The sequence below is a fragment of the Paenibacillus sp. LPE1-1-1.1 genome (genome assembly GCF_040676435.1).
In the GTDB taxonomy this organism is placed as follows: domain Bacteria; phylum Bacillota; class Bacilli; order Paenibacillales; family Paenibacillaceae; genus Pristimantibacillus.
The window spans coordinates 1,131,820-1,146,195 of record NZ_JBEGHY010000001.1 but is presented as its reverse complement, the minus strand read 5'-3'; the positions used below and the strand labels follow the sequence as shown (position 1 = coordinate 1,146,195).

At 50.3% G+C, this 14,376-nt stretch carries 12 protein-coding genes and 2 pseudogenes; all 14 read left to right on the top strand.

The features are described 5' to 3' along the window. Positions 1–33: 33 nt before the first annotated feature. The 14 genes and pseudogenes from MRBLPE1_RS05180 to hutU all read left to right on the top strand — a co-directional run bounded on the left by MRBLPE1_RS05180 (position 34) and on the right by hutU (position 14,367). Positions 34–1,056: an ABC transporter substrate-binding protein gene (locus MRBLPE1_RS05180; protein ID WP_364142386.1), complete on the top strand. Its 1,023-nt coding sequence runs from the start codon at positions 34–36 to the stop codon at positions 1,054–1,056. A 73-nt stretch (positions 1,057–1,129) separates the two neighbouring features. After that, entirely contained in the window at positions 1,130–2,137 is a 1,008-nt protein-coding gene (locus tag MRBLPE1_RS05175; RefSeq protein WP_364142383.1) for a FecCD family ABC transporter permease, read from the top strand. After that, positions 2,134–3,123, top strand: coding sequence for a FecCD family ABC transporter permease (locus tag MRBLPE1_RS05170; RefSeq protein ID WP_364142381.1), 990 nt, complete (start codon positions 2,134–2,136; stop codon positions 3,121–3,123). The genes MRBLPE1_RS05175 and MRBLPE1_RS05170 overlap by 4 nt, the downstream gene beginning before the upstream one ends. Positions 3,124–3,144: 21 nt before the next feature. Next, entirely contained in the window at positions 3,145–3,735 is a 591-nt protein-coding gene (locus MRBLPE1_RS05165; protein ID WP_364142378.1) for a nitroreductase family protein, read from the top strand. A 69-nt stretch (positions 3,736–3,804) separates the two neighbouring features. Beyond that, entirely contained in the window at positions 3,805–5,409 is a 1,605-nt protein-coding gene (locus MRBLPE1_RS05160) for an AraC family transcriptional regulator (RefSeq protein WP_364142375.1), read from the top strand. A gap of 37 nt (positions 5,410–5,446) precedes the next feature. Next, positions 5,447–6,010, top strand: a complete 564-nt coding sequence (locus tag MRBLPE1_RS05155; protein ID WP_364142372.1) for an NADPH-dependent FMN reductase — start codon at positions 5,447–5,449, stop codon at positions 6,008–6,010. 211 nt (positions 6,011–6,221) lie between these two features. Further along, positions 6,222–6,935 (top strand): annotated as a pseudogene (locus MRBLPE1_RS05150) (ABC transporter permease); the annotation flags it as partial. 19 nt (positions 6,936–6,954) lie between these two features. Then, entirely contained in the window at positions 6,955–7,833 is an 879-nt protein-coding gene (locus tag MRBLPE1_RS05145; protein ID WP_364142370.1) for a carbohydrate ABC transporter permease, read from the top strand. 69 nt (positions 7,834–7,902) lie between these two features. Next, entirely contained in the window at positions 7,903–8,733 is an 831-nt protein-coding gene (locus tag MRBLPE1_RS05140; RefSeq protein ID WP_364142367.1) for a hypothetical protein, read from the top strand. Positions 8,734–8,803: 70 nt separating this feature from the next. Continuing rightward, positions 8,804–9,004, top strand: coding sequence for a hypothetical protein (locus MRBLPE1_RS05135; RefSeq protein WP_364142364.1), 201 nt, complete (start codon positions 8,804–8,806; stop codon positions 9,002–9,004). Next, the gene (locus MRBLPE1_RS05130; RefSeq protein ID WP_364142362.1) at positions 8,994–9,584 is read left to right on the top strand and encodes a response regulator transcription factor; all 591 of its coding nucleotides are present in this window, start codon (positions 8,994–8,996) and stop codon (positions 9,582–9,584) included. Before MRBLPE1_RS05135 ends, MRBLPE1_RS05130 begins: the two co-directional genes overlap by 11 nt. A gap of 27 nt (positions 9,585–9,611) precedes the next feature. Further along, a pseudogene (locus MRBLPE1_RS05125) lies at positions 9,612–10,781 on the top strand (glycosyl hydrolase family 95 catalytic domain-containing protein); the annotation flags it as partial. A 349-nt stretch (positions 10,782–11,130) separates the two neighbouring features. Then, on the top strand, positions 11,131–12,672 hold the full coding sequence (gene hutH / locus MRBLPE1_RS05120; RefSeq protein WP_364142359.1) for a histidine ammonia-lyase: 1,542 nt from the start codon (positions 11,131–11,133) through the stop codon (positions 12,670–12,672). 21 nt (positions 12,673–12,693) lie between these two features. Then, complete coding sequence (gene hutU, locus MRBLPE1_RS05115; protein ID WP_364142356.1) at positions 12,694–14,367, top strand: urocanate hydratase; 1,674 nt, start codon at positions 12,694–12,696, stop codon at positions 14,365–14,367. Positions 14,368–14,376 lie beyond the last annotated feature (9 nt).

Sequence of the window (14,376 nt, the reverse complement as noted above, 5' to 3'; positions counted from 1 at the left end):
TCTCATTTTGAATCATTTTACAGGAGGAAGATCATGAAAAGGTTTAAATGGTTGCTGGTGCTCATGCTTTCCATTGCGATTGCGGGCTGCGGTACAAACGGTACAAATGGATCAAACGAATCAAACGGGGCTGCTAACAATGGCGGAACAGCGGGTGCAGCCGAAACCGAGACGCCAGCGGCGGCGAATAACGATGCGGCAGGCACATCCAGAACGATCGAACACGCGATGGGCTCCGTTACATTAGAGAAAAAGCCGGAGCGCGTCGTCGTTTTGTTTAACGGAATGGTTGATATAACCGTGGCACTTGGCGTGAAGCCGGTAGGTGCGGTGGAATCATGGGATCAGCAGCCTTGGTACGAGTTTTTGCGCGATAAAATGACGGGAGTCGAAAACCTGGGAGACGAGAACCAGCCAAATATAGAGGCGATTATCGCGCTCAAGCCGGATCTGATTATCGGTACGAAAACGCGCGACGAGAAAATTTATCCTCAGCTTGAAGCTATTGCGCCTACCATCATTACGGAAGAGGTATTTGACTGGAAGGAAAACATGAAGCTTTCGGCGCAAGCGTTATATATGGAGGAGGAAGCGGGTAAGCTGCTGGCCGATTGGGATCAGAGAGTTGCCGATTTCAAACAAAAGGCAGGCGATCGGCTGGCTTCTACGGAGGCATCCGTTATTCGATTTGAGAAGGACGGAAGCGCACGCTTCTATGCGACCGGTTTTGCCGGCACGATCTTCAAAGAGCTTGGCATCGGAAGACCGCAGGCTCAGATGGTTGAAGGGAAGGCCGTCGTGAATATAACCTCGAAGGAACAAATGGAGCAATTGGACGGCGATTATATTTTCGATATTACCCAAATCAAGGAAGATGAGCCTAGCAGAGCTGCCGCCCAGACGGAGTGGACCTCGCATCCGCTGTGGGCTAGCCTGAAGGGCGTGAAGAACGGCAAATACATCAAGGTGGACGTAGTAACGTGGAACCTGAGCGCGGGAGTGCTGGCGGCCAACTCCATGCTGGATGATTTATATGAGTATTTTGAGCTCAAATAGACGTTATAAATTATAAAATGCCGGGAATGAGCAGCATGCTCATTCCTTTACGCTTGCTAAGGAGAATGTCGACATGCGCTTTACCCGAATGAACGGATGGAGAGCTGCCGGGCTTGCGGTCGGCGCCGTAATGCTCCTTATTTGCCTTATGGCGAGCCTTCTCTTCGGAGCCAAAAATTATACCTGGCCGACGGCATGGGAATCGATTGTTCATTATGATGAGCAATCGAAGGATCAGATCATTATTCGCACGACGCGATTGCCGAGAGCGCTGATCGCCGCCGCCATTGGCGCGAGCTTGGCTGTCGCGGGAGCTCTTATGCAGACGCTGACCCGTAACCCGCTCGCTTCGCCGAGCGTCTTTGGGGTCAATGCGGGAGCCAGCTTTTTTGTCGTCTGCGCTGCCATATTGCTCTCGGTCTCCAATATGCATGCACTTATGTGGATATCGTTCTTAGGGGCGGCGATTGCCGCCGTTATCGTATATGTTCTAGGATCGGCGGGCAGGGGCGGCTTAACGCCCTTGAAAATGATATTGGCCGGCGCAGCCATGACTGCCCTTTTCGCTTCTTTTACGCAAGGCATTCTCGCGCTGGAGAAGCAGGGCCTGAGTACGGTCTTGTATTGGCTGACGGGAACGATTGCCGGAAGATCCCCCGAAATGCTGGAGACCATATTTCCCTACATGGCGGGCGCCTGGGCGGTAGCCTGGCTGCTGGCAAAGGGATTAAATGTATTAACTCTTGGGGAGGACACGGCAAAAGGACTTGGGCAGCGAACGATTTTGCTTAAATTAGCGGTAGGAGCAATCGTGGTCATACTAGCGGGAGGATCGGTAGCGATTGCGGGCCCGATCGGGTTCATCGGAATCGTCGTTCCTCATTTGTCGCGCTATATTGCAGGCATCGACCACCGCTGGCTCATTCCTTATTGCGCGGTTTGCGGAGCAATTCTGCTGCTTGCTGCCGACATATGCGCCCGCTTCATTATGATTCCGGAAGAAATGCCGGTTGGCGTTATGACGGCTGTCATCGGAGCCCCATTCTTTATGTATATCGCTCGAAGGGGATTATCGAAGTGAAGAAGAAATCATGGATCGCTTATTCTCTCGCCGCGGCATGCGTTGCAGCAGCTGTCATTAGCGTATGCTTGGGCGACACGTACATCTCCCCCTTTCAAGTCTTTCAGAGCTTCGTTGGCAAGGGCTCTGACACGAATACGATGATTATTGAAATGCTGCGCCTGCCTCGTATTGCGACAGCTCTGCTGGTAGGCGCTTCATTAGCGGTGGCGGGCTCGATACTGCAAGACATCGTTCGTAATCCGATGGCTTCGCCTGAAATGTTAGGCGTAACGGGAGGAGCCTCTGCGGCAGCGGTTGCCTTTCTGACCTTCGCCGCCGGAACGGTTAGCATAAGGTGGCTGCCTGTATCGGCACTGGCGGGAGCGGGCATCGTATCGCTTGTCTTATATTTATTCGCTTGGAAACGAGGCGTCACTTCCATGAGACTGATCTTGATTGGGGTCGGGATGTCGGCGTTAATGTCCGGAGCGACTACGATGATGATTGTGTTTAATCCGAAAAACGATGCGGGTCAGGCCTATACATGGCTGACCGGCTCGGTCTACGCTGCCAATTGGGAAAATGTTCTTCTTTTGCTGCCATGGACGATTATTCTTCTGCCGCTTACGATGCTCATGACGCGCCATGTCAATATCGCACAGCTCGGCGATGATATCGCAACGAGCAGCGGCAGCCGCGTACAGCTTAACCGGTTCATTTTGCTAATGATCAGCGTTGCGTTAGCCGGTTCAGCGGTTTCGGTGGGAGGAGGCATCGGCTTTGTCGGGCTGCTTGCTCCCCATATGGCACGCAAGCTGATCGGCGCTAATTTCAAGCGGGTGATGCCTGTTTCCGCTATGCTCGGAGCGATCATCGTTATGCTTGCCGACCTCATAGGGCGGACCGCGTTTCTCCCGCTTGACGTACCGGCCGGCGTATTTACGGCAGCTATCGGGGCTCCCTTTTTTATTTATTTGCTTTATGCAAGACGTAACGAAAGCTAACGCTGCAGGAGGTAGAAACGAATGAATGATGTGGAGAGCAAGAATACAGGAACAATGGCGGATTTAATAAAAGACAGACGGACGGTCCGGTTATTTAAGGATGAACCCGTTGAAAGGGAGAAAATCATAGAGCTGCTGAACGTAGCGGTATGGGCGCCTAATCACTTAAACAGACAGCCATGGCGGTTCATGCTGTTTATGGGCGATGGACGAACGGCATTCGCGGAAGCGATGGTTCAAACCTATTCAGCTGATGACCGCGAAAAATACGGGAAGCAAAAGTACGAATATTTAGCCAATGTGCCGGCTCATTTGGTTATTGTCCAGCTGGAGGATTCCAGATTTAAGGAGCGGGAGGAAGATTACGCCGCCGTTTGCTGCCTGATTCAAAATTTCCAACTGGCCGCTTGGGAGCAGGGACTGGGCGTTGTTTGGAAAACGAACAATTACAATAATAATCCGAAGTTTCGGGCAACGTTCGGCGTGCTGCCCGGCGAAAAAATTGTAGGTGTCCTGCATGTCGGCTACGCCAAGGCGGTTCCGCCAGGAATAGTACGCACACCTGCCGAAAAACTTTTGACCGTATTCGAAACGAATATCCTTTCCAAATAATCCATTCCGATCTATAATTGTGATAATCATTATCAATTGGGAATAGGATTATAAGAAGAAGGTGAATGTATGCTGATGCAGATGCTGAATGCGGGAGGACAGCTTCCGATATTACTGTTATCTTCTATCCGTATGCGCAAGATGCGGAAGCGGCATGCCGCGCACGTGATCGACAAGAATACTTTCGCGCTATGCGCGGTTACGGCTGGAAGCGGCTTGCTGCATATCAATGAATGCTCGCTCCGGTTTCATCCGGGCGAGCTGTTTTTCTTTGCGCCGGGAACTAAGCTGGATACGGAGCTGCACTCGGAATCGGTCCAATATACGCTCCTGCTATTCCGCCAAATGACGGTTAACCGAACAAAAGGGAAATGGGCGGCAGCCCCATCGGATGCCGAGGTTTCCTTTATCCCTTCAGGCAAGCTTCGGGATGAGCATTCGGCAGCTTGTATGGAACATGTCTCCAGCTTGTACGCGGATAGCCGGTCTTCACGGACTCAGCCTGCTGCGCTTCAATTGCAGGCTCTCGGTCTATTGCATGCGCTTCTCGAAGCGGGGACGAGTCAGCAGGACGAGGAAGAGGCAAGCAGCGGAATGGATGAAAGCATTGCATACATGTACAAGCACTATGATAAGAAGCTGAACCTGGAAACGTTGTCAGCAATCGCGGGTTTGACGCCTACCTCGTATTCAAGAAGCTTTAAGCGCGGACAAGGCGTATCTCCCGTCGAATTTTTGAATCAAATCCGAATCGAGCGTGCTAAGGAACAGCTTTCGCAGCCAGACAGTACGGTAAAGAACGTCACCGCTTTGGTCGGTTTCGGAAATGAATTTTATTTCAGCAGATTATTCAAGCGGTCTGTCGGTATAACTCCTACTCTGTTCATTAAGAGGAAGGAACTGTCTGTCGCCGTTGTTTCCAACTATCAATATCATGAAAATTTGTATTCCCTGGGTGCAAGCTGCGTCTATGCGATGAATGGATTCAAATATGTCGAGCAGACGGAGGAGTTTATCAAAAGCTTCATCCAAACGCAACTTCAGGAACTGCGCCAAGCCTCACCGGATATTATTATCGTGGACCATAGGCATCAATTTCTAAAGGAGCAGCTATCAGCGATCGCACCTACCGTATTTATGGAATTCACGCTTGATTGGCGGAAGAACCATATCAGAATTGCTGAGATCGTCGGGAGGGAAAGCGAAGCACGACAAAACTTTGCCCGTTTGGAAAAGCAAGCGAAATACGTAAGGCAATGGCTATCGGGCGCGATTGGCAATGAAAGCGTGGCGCTGTTGCGGCTGTTTAAGAGAAAGGTACGGGTTCAAGGCATGGTGAACCATCCTCTTAATGAACTATTATATTCTGAGCTCGGATTAAAACCTGGCAGCTGCGTACCGTTAAACGAGCGCAACCATGAGTTCACGCTGACAAGCCTTCCGGTTATTGAAACCGATCACTTGCTTATTCACAATCATAACGTTATGCAGAAAGAAGAAAAGCTGGCCTGCTTCCAGCAAACGAATGCTTGGAAAGCGATTAGTGCCGTCCCGCATACAAAAACCTTGTTTATCCCGAATTGGATCGGCATGAGCTGGGCCCCGAACGGCAGGGAACGAATTATGAACGAGCTGCTGGACTGGAGCTCATCAAGGGGAATATTGTATGATTAGGTAGAGAGAATGGCTTCTAAACTTAGGAGGATGGCTGATGTCGAAAAGAATAGGGATTATAGTAGGTAGTTTAAGGGAGAATTCATTCAATCGAATGATAGCGAATACGATTCCTGAACTGGTAGATTCCGCAGAATATGAATACATATCGATTGCGAATCTTCCCTTGTACAATGCGGATTTGGATCAAGGAGAAGGGCCGGATCCGGTCATGCGTTATCGCGAAGCGATTCAAAGGACGGATGGCATTATTATTGTTAGCCCGGAATATAACTCGGGAATACCGGGGGTACTTAAAAATGCGCTGGACTGGGCATCGACCCCAACTAAAACAGCTGTGCTCATTCGGAAGCCAGCAGGTTTGATAGGAGCAACGCCAGGCGTAAAAGGAACGATTTTGTCGCAGCAGCAAATCAGACAAACGTTGGATGCCACCTCGTCGTACGTCATGCCGAATCAAAAAATGTATATCTCTCAAGTTTTGGATAGGGTTGATCAAGAGAGTGGCAAGCTCACCGATGAAACGACCCGTAAATATTTGCAGCGTTATGTGCAATCGTTTATGCAATGGATAGACCAGGTACAACGGCTGAATGAGTAGTATTCTTTCTCATAACCTAAATGTTGAAGTATAACCATTAACCGCAGATATATATAGATCCTACCATAGCTTATTATGGTAGGATTTTTTCGTTACATAGGTAAATCCAAAGAAGAATAAGGCTAGACATGCAGATTTAGGACCGAAATTCATGCAGCTCATTACATATTGGCCTTAAAAAATGACAACGCTTTCTTAAGAATGTTGTCAAATGGTAAGAAACACGCTCGTCTTAAGTTTCCTCAAAGTGATCTTCGCGTTTCCGGCGCCTATATTGTTCGCGATTCTACTGAATGAAGTGAGACATATGGCGTTCAAACGGTTTGTGCAAACGGTAAGCTATCTTCCGCATTTCATTTCGTGGGTCGTTGTGGTAGGCATCGCGTTCTCTTTTCTTTCAGCCGATATCGGGATCATAAACAAGTTACTGGTCAAAATCGGTCTCATTGACATGCCGCTGGATATCCTGACAAACGCGAACTATTTCTGGGGACTAGCTGTCGGCAGCGCGGTGTGGAAGGAAATGGGCTGGTGGACGATTATTTTCCTGGCGGCGATAGCAGGCATCAATCCTGCGCTTTATGAGGCTGCTCAAATCGATGGCGCGGGAAGACTGGCCCGAATTCGACATGTTACGTTTCCTGGCATCAAAGGAACGATTGTTGTGGTGCTCATTCTGACAATCGGCAGTATTCTTGGCGGCGGACTGGTAGGATCCAACTTCGAACAGGCCTACTTGCTCGGCAACGATGTCAATAACCCGACGTCGGAAATCGTACAAACCTATGCATTCAAGGTCGGGTTGGCGGATGGCAGATTCTCCTACGCTGCCGCAATCGATCTGATCCAGTCGATAATTTCCGTACTGCTGATCTTCTCCAGCAATTACATTGCGAAGAGAGTTTCGGGCTCGAGTCTATTTTGAAGACAAGGAGGGCAGTCATTTGCTGACATCTCAGAAACAGAAGGATATGCTGCTGGACAGCGTCATTTACGTTTTATTGTTCTGCATCATGATCGCGACTTTATATCCGTTTTATTACGTACTGGTCATTTCGTTCAACCAAGGCAAGGACTCCTTGCTCGGCGGCATCTATTTGTGGCCCAGAAGCTTTACATTGGAGAACTACGCCACATTCCTTAAGGATTCCAATTGGTATAATGCACTGTTCGTTACCGTTGCCCGTACCGGAGTTGGAACGCTGCTCGGCGTGTTGTTCACCTCTCTAGTCGCTTACGGATTGTCGCATAAGGACCTTCTGCTTAGCAAAGTTTACTTTGCCGTTATCATTTTTGCCATGTACTTTTCGGGCGGACTGATCCCTTATTACGTCGTACTGCGTTCGGTCGGACTTCTGAATACGTTCGGTGTTTATGTTATTCCATCGATGCTTAGTACCTTCTTTTTGCTGATCGCAATATCCTTTTTCCGGGAGATCCCCCTTGAGCTAAAGGAATCCGCATATATAGACGGGGCTAACGAATTCGTAATTTTCTTTAAAATTATTCTTCCGGTTTCAACCCCGCTTCTTGCAACCATGTCGCTATTCCTCGGGGTAGGACAATGGAACTCGTGGCTGGATTCGGCATATTTCGTGCAATCGGATTCTCTGAGGACGCTGACCTTCAGGATGATGGAAATCATCAACAAGAGCAACATCCCCATTGAGTCTGTAGGTGCCGCGGCCAGCGCGTCCGGCGTCACTAATTACTCGCTGCAGGTTACATCCATGGTGGTTTCGATCGCCCCAATCGTTTGTGTTTATCCTTTTTTGCAAAAGTATTTCGTTAAAGGCATCATGTTGGGGTCGGTAAAAGGTTAGTCAATCGTCAATATCGTTATTAAAGCATCCGCTTTGATAATATAAACAATAAAACATGGAGGGGTTTTCTTGATGCGAAGTCAACGAATAAAACGGTTGGTACTGTCGCTTTCCATTATGATGTCTGCATGCAGCGGAGGTAACTCGGACGAAGGCAGCAATAAGGGCAGCAACACGAGCGCCAATGTTTCGGCCGAGGATCCAGGCGCTGACAATTCGGGCACCGAAACGGCTGACGGCAATCAGGATGTCGAAGAATTGACGTTATTCATTAACCACAGTTGGTACCCTATAAAAGAATGGAAAGGATCGGTGGCCGATAAAATCACGGAGAAAACCGGCGTTAAGCTCAAAGTTACAGTTGCTACGGACGATAAACAGCTGCCGCTTATGATCGCATCCGGCGATTTGCCTAATCTGGTTTTTACAGCCTCCGATATTGACAGGCTCTCTAATTCGAACATTTCGTATCCGTGGAATGAGCTGGTCGAGAAGTATGCACCGAATTTTGAAATCGATCCTACGCGGGTCGCGATCAATACGATGGAAGACGGCAATTTCTATACCATTCGTAATGCGTTTGCGACTGAGCAGGAATGGGAGAACAACAAGTATGCGCTAGGCAATGATGGTACCCCGGGTATAGCCGTGCGCGAGGACATTTTGAAGGAACTTGGCAACCCGGAATTTAAAACACTGGACGACTTTGTAAAGCTTCTCGGCATGGTGAAGGAGAAACATCCCGAGTTGGTTCCCCTCGTTATGGATAAAAACTGGATCGAATCTTATTTCATGACACAGTTTGGCATCGAAGCCGGCTTTGGATCCTGGTACGAAAAAGAAGGGAAAGCAGAGTATTACCTTAAACATCCCAAAATGCTTGAATTTTCAAATTTATGAACAGCCTATACCGCAACGGATATATTCTGGCGGAAAATTTCGCGCATGCCAACGATCAAATTGATCCATCATGATCTATAAACGAAAGGATGAGGTCTTCCCGATTGCAAAGCAATTTCTGGATAAAAACGACATTGATCCAGCATTGCGGCCAGCCGTCGATCATTTGAAGCCGGGAAGCGGGATATGGATTCGGCAAGCGGACGGACAATCCGAGCCTTCATTTATATATTATCAGGATATTTATAATAACCACATCAATGAAGAATAATAAGCCTGATGTTACCTTAACTGATCTCAATATGCCTGAGAAAGACGGATTCGAATTGATCCACGAAGCTAAGCAGCATGATCTATGTCAACGGTTTATTATTTTGACCGGTTACGATGAATTCGAATATGCGCGCAAGGCGATTCGCGCAGGCGTCGTAGACTACTTGCTCAAACCGATCAACAGGGATGAGATTGCCGCATTGCTGCATCAGATATTCAAAGAGCTTCCTACGGATGCCGATTCCGATTATCGACACCATGCAGCCAAAATTCTCTCTTACATCGACAGGAATTACTCGCAGGAACTTTCGCTGGATATGCTTGCGGAATACATGAATCTGCACCCGAACTATATCAGTAGCCTATTTAAAATTGAAACCGGAGCGACGTTTATCCATTATTTGAATACCTTGCGTATCAACGAAGCGAAAAAACTTTTGGTCGAGATCCGCCAGATTCCGGTCAATATGATCGGCAGCAAGGTAGGCTATGAAAATCGTCATTACTTCAATAAAGTGTTTAAGAAGTATACGGGAGTTACGCCGGGCAAATATCGTGAGGGCAGATCTAACCATTAACGGAGCAGGAGTGATTAACGTTGAAGTTATCTTCATTTATATCAACGCGTATCACTAGATTTGGGAGAGTCCAATACAGATGCGGACAAGCCGACGGACATTCGAATATCGCAGTATGGATCAAAGGATAAGAAGCTCATAGAACTATTATTTCAATTTGGTCGTTATTTGTTGATTTCCAGCTCTAGAAGTGGAACACAGGCTGCTAATTTACAAGGAATATGGAACAAGGATGTAAGGCCGCCATGGAGCAGCAACTATACGTTAAATATCAATGCGGAAATGAATTATTGGCTTGCCGAGACTTGTAACTTATCCGAGTGTCACGAACCACTGCTCACATTTACGAGAAACCTGTCACAGACGGGAGCGGATACGGCACGTATAAATTACGGAGCGCGAGGATGGGTCGCCCATCATAACAGCGATATCTGGTGTCAATCGACGCCGGTTGGTGATTTCGGAGAAGGGGATCCCTCTTGGGCAAGCTGGTTTATGGCCGCACCTTGGTTATGCCAGCATCTATGGGAGCACTATGCGTTTGGCAGAGATATTGCTTATCTGCGGGATAAGGCTTATCCGGTTATGAAAGAAGCAGCGCTCTTCTGCCTCGACTAGCTGCAGGAGGAGCCTGATGGGAGATTGGTGACCTCGCCTTCGACATCACCTGAACATAAATTTATTACGGAAGATGGTTCAATGGCCGCTGTGAGCAAAGGCGCAACGATGGATCACGCCTTGATCTATGAATTATTTACGAATTGCATCGAAGCTGCAGGAGTTCTGGAAACGGATGATGCTCTGCAGAAAGAACTTGCCAATGCAAGAGCAAGGATAACCCCGTACAAGATCGGGAAGCATGGTCAGCTTCAGGAGTGGCTCCACGATTTCGATGATCAAGATATTTATCATCGTCATGTTTCACACTTGTATGGCGTCTATCCCGGTTGTCAGTTGACTACCAATTCGGAGCTTGAAATGTTCAAAGCAGCACAACGCTCACTAGAGAGACGAAGTGATATCGGTACAGGATGGGGCCTTGCATGGAAGCTGAGCCTATGGGCTCGTTTCGGGGACGGGAACCGCGCACACGGTTTAATTGACAACGTGTTGAATTTGGTGCGGGAAGATAGGGCAGGCGTTACCGGAGGAGGGGTTTATCCGAACTTGTTCGGTGCTCATCCGCCATTCCGCGTTAAGGCAGCACTACCTATTGAAGTGGAAACCGACAACTCGTCAGTATCATATAATGCCGGGAATGGCGTCATTATTTTTGAAACGTTGCCTGGAATGACCTATACGATTAAGCAAGAATGATAGAAATTCTCTAAGTATGAAGAAGAGGGAATGAAGACGATATCTGCTCATAAAGCAGACGGAGCATGAAGAAGAAGCAGAGGGCATATCATTCTATAAGAGCATAAAGCGTAATAAAAGCAACGGTCGAGCCTGAAGTCGACAGTCATTCCGTGTCCAGTGATTAGAAGCCGATACCTTACCCAGGGTATTGGCTTTTTTAATTACTCAGAGAAAGGCAGGTGCCAACATGTTGCCAATGGACGAAAATGCGCTGTCCGTTGACGGCGGTACGATGACCCTTGAACAAGTGATCCGGGTAGCCCGCTATAAGGAGCGGGTGCAAATCAGTCAATGCTGCCTTGATCAAATGGCGATTAGCCGGGCGTACGTCGAGAATTTGCTTCGCGAGAAGCGGGTGGTATATGGGCTGACGACCGGTTTTGGCAAATTCAGTGATACTTATATTTCGGCGGAAGACACGAAGCGGATGCAGCTGAATCTCATTCGAAGCCATGCCTGCGGGATTGGACCGCCACTGACGGAGGAAGCGGTAAGAGCAACCATGCTGCTGCGCGTAAATGCTTTATCGCTGGGCTATTCCGGTATCCGGCCGGTGGTTGTCCAACTGCTGGTTGATATGCTGAATGCCGGAGTGACGCCGGTCATCCCGGAGCAAGGCTCGCTTGGGGCAAGCGGGGACTTAGCGCCATTGTCGCATCTGGCGCTCGTGCTGGTCGGCGAAGGAGAAGCCTGCTTTCTCGGCGATCGGCTGCCTGGCAACGAGGCGATGGCCAAAGCCGGCTTACAGCCTATCGCGCTGGAGGCCAAGGAAGGTCTCGCCTTGATTAACGGGACGCAGGTGATGACGGGGATCGGGGCTCTTGCTTGTTATGATGCCGTCAATTTAGCTGGATGGGCGGATTGTGCGGCGGCGTTAACGACTGAGGCGCTTCGCGGCATACGCGACGCTTTCGAACCGTTTACCCACGCGCTTCGCCCGCATCCCGGGCAGGGACAATCCGCCGCGAATATTCAGCATTTGACGCAGGGCAGCCGGTTGATGACGGGGCAGGGAGAGCTGCGCGTGCAGGACGCTTATTCGATCCGTTGCGCGCCGCAGGTTCATGGCGCCAGCCGGGAAGCGCTGCGATATATCCAGGAAAAGCTGGAAATCGAAATGAATGCGGCAACGGACAATCCGCTTATCTTCGCTGCAGAGAATCGTGTCATTTCCGGAGGTAATTTCCACGGACAGCCGATCGCCTTAGCGATGGATCATCTTGCCATCAGTGCTTCCGAGCTCGCCAGCATCTCAGAGCGCCGTACCGAAAGACTCGTCAATCCGTCTTTGAATGAGAAGCTTCCTCCTTTTCTGGCGAAGGACGGAGGCGTCCAGTCCGGCTTTATGATTGCCCAATATACGGCTGCCGCGGTTGTGTCCGAGAATAAGTCGCTTGCGCATCCGGCCAGCGTAGACTCGATCCCCTCGTCGGGGAACCAGGAGGATCACGTCAGCATGGGGACGATCGCGGCTCGCAAGGCGAATCAGATTGTATTAAACGCCTATTCGGTGCTAGCTATCGAGCTGCTGTGCGCAGCTCAAGCCGCCGATTTTCGCGGTCATGAGTATCTGGGTATGGGAACGAAATGGATTTATGACCGGTGCCGCGAGCATGTTAGCTTCATGGATGAAGACCGCGTATTGTCAGGCGATATTCGCGTCATGACGGAATGGATGAGAAAGACCAATGTACGGGAAGCAATCGCGTCCGTCGTCCGGATTGAATAATTGGATTGGAGGTTTGACGCTATGAAGGAACGAGTCGTTCGTGCGCCGCGCGGCGCTGGGCTGAATACGAAGGGCTGGGTCCAAGAAGCGGCGCTGCGCATGCTGATGAACAATCTGGATCCGGAGGTGGCCGAATATCCGGGCAAGCTCGTCGTCTACGGGGGAATTGGTAAAGCCGCGCGAAATTGGGAGAGCTTCGATGCTATCATCGATACGCTGAAGCAGCTGGAGGACTACGAGACGATGCTGGTGCAATCCGGTAAGCCGGTCGCTGTCTTCCGGACCCACCGGGACGCGCCGCGCGTGCTGCTCGCCAACTCGAACCTGGTGCCGGCATGGGCGAATTGGGATACTTTTCACGAGCTGGACCGGAAGGGGCTTATGATGTACGGCCAGATGACAGCAGGCAGCTGGATTTATATTGGCAGTCAAGGCATCGTTCAGGGCACTTATGAGACGTTCGCTGAATGCGCCAGGCAGCACTTCGGCGGCACTTTGAAAGGGACGATTACCGTAACGGCCGGCCTCGGCGGAATGGGAGGAGCGCAGCCGTTAGCCGTCACCATGAACGAAGGCGTGCTGATCGGGATCGACGTTGACAAGACACGAATCGAGAAGCGAATTCATTCGAGTTATTGTGATTGTGTACTGGAAAGCCTGGATGACGCGATCTCGCTTGCGGTCGAGGCCCGGAAGGAGAGGCGGGCGTTATCCATCGGTCTGGTCGGCAATGCGGCTGAGGTACTGCCGGAAATGCTGCGCCGTGGCTTCATCCCGGATATTATAACGGATCAAACCTCCGCTCACGATCCGCTGAATGGTTATTTGCCGGCGGGCTTATCATTGGAGGAGGGCAGCAAGCAACGCGCGGAAGATCCGGTGACTTATGTCAAGAAGGCAAAAGAGAGCATGGCTGTGCATGTGAACGCGATGCTCGAGATGAAGCGGCTCGGTGCCATCGCCTTCGACTACGGAAACAATATTCGCCAGGTTGCTTACGATGAAGGCGTGGAAGACGCCTTTTCTTTTCCAGGTTTTGTCCCCGAATACATCCGTCCGCAGTTTTGCGAAGGGCGGGGTCCGTTCCGCTGGGCGGCGTTATCTGGCGATCCAGAGGATATATACAAGACCGATGAAGTGATCCTGAAGACGTTCGCCCACAATGAACATTTATGTAAATGGATCCGAATGGCGCAGGCCAAAATCGCCTTCCAAGGCCTGCCGTCCCGAATCTGCTGGCTCGGCTACGGTGAGCGGGCGGTGTTCGGACGCATCATTAACGATATGGTCGCTTCCGGGGAGCTGTCGGCTCCGATCGTGATTGGGCGCGACCATCTTGACGCGGGCTCCGTGGCATCGCCAAATCGCGAGACGGAGGCGATGCGTGACGGCAGCGATGCGGTCGCAGATTGGCCGATTCTGAACGCGCTCCTCAATACGGCGGCCGGCGCAAGCTGGGTATCGCTGCATCAAGGCGGCGGCGTAGGTATGGGTTATTCTATTCATGCCGGCATGGTTGTCGTCGCGGACGGCTCGAAGGAGGCGGAGGCGCGATTGGATCGCGTTTTGACGACCGATCCGGGCATGGGCATCGTCCGCCATGCGGATGCCGGCTATGATCTGGCAATCGATACCGTTAAGAAGATGGGAATTCGGATGCCGATGGCGGACAGACAGGTGACCGGAAAGGAGTGATACTACCCG

Excerpts from the sequence above, each read along its gene's own strand:
- MRBLPE1_RS05160 (WP_364142375.1), top strand. The coding sequence starts at position 3,805 with ATGCTGATGCAGATGCTGAATGCGGGAGGACAGCTTCCGATATTACTG.
- MRBLPE1_RS05180 (WP_364142386.1), top strand. The coding sequence starts at position 34 with ATGAAAAGGTTTAAATGGTTGCTGGTGCTCATGCTTTCCATTGCGATT.
- MRBLPE1_RS05135 (WP_364142364.1), top strand. The coding sequence starts at position 8,804 with ATGATCTATAAACGAAAGGATGAGGTCTTCCCGATTGCAAAGCAATTT.
- hutU (WP_364142356.1), top strand. The coding sequence starts at position 12,694 with ATGAAGGAACGAGTCGTTCGTGCGCCGCGCGGCGCTGGGCTGAATACG.
- hutH (WP_364142359.1), top strand. The coding sequence starts at position 11,131 with ATGTTGCCAATGGACGAAAATGCGCTGTCCGTTGACGGCGGTACGATG.
- MRBLPE1_RS05165 (WP_364142378.1), top strand. The coding sequence starts at position 3,145 with ATGAATGATGTGGAGAGCAAGAATACAGGAACAATGGCGGATTTAATA.
- MRBLPE1_RS05175 (WP_364142383.1), top strand. The coding sequence starts at position 1,130 with ATGCGCTTTACCCGAATGAACGGATGGAGAGCTGCCGGGCTTGCGGTC.
- MRBLPE1_RS05130 (WP_364142362.1), top strand. The coding sequence starts at position 8,994 with ATGAAGAATAATAAGCCTGATGTTACCTTAACTGATCTCAATATGCCT.
- MRBLPE1_RS05155 (WP_364142372.1), top strand. The coding sequence starts at position 5,447 with ATGTCGAAAAGAATAGGGATTATAGTAGGTAGTTTAAGGGAGAATTCA.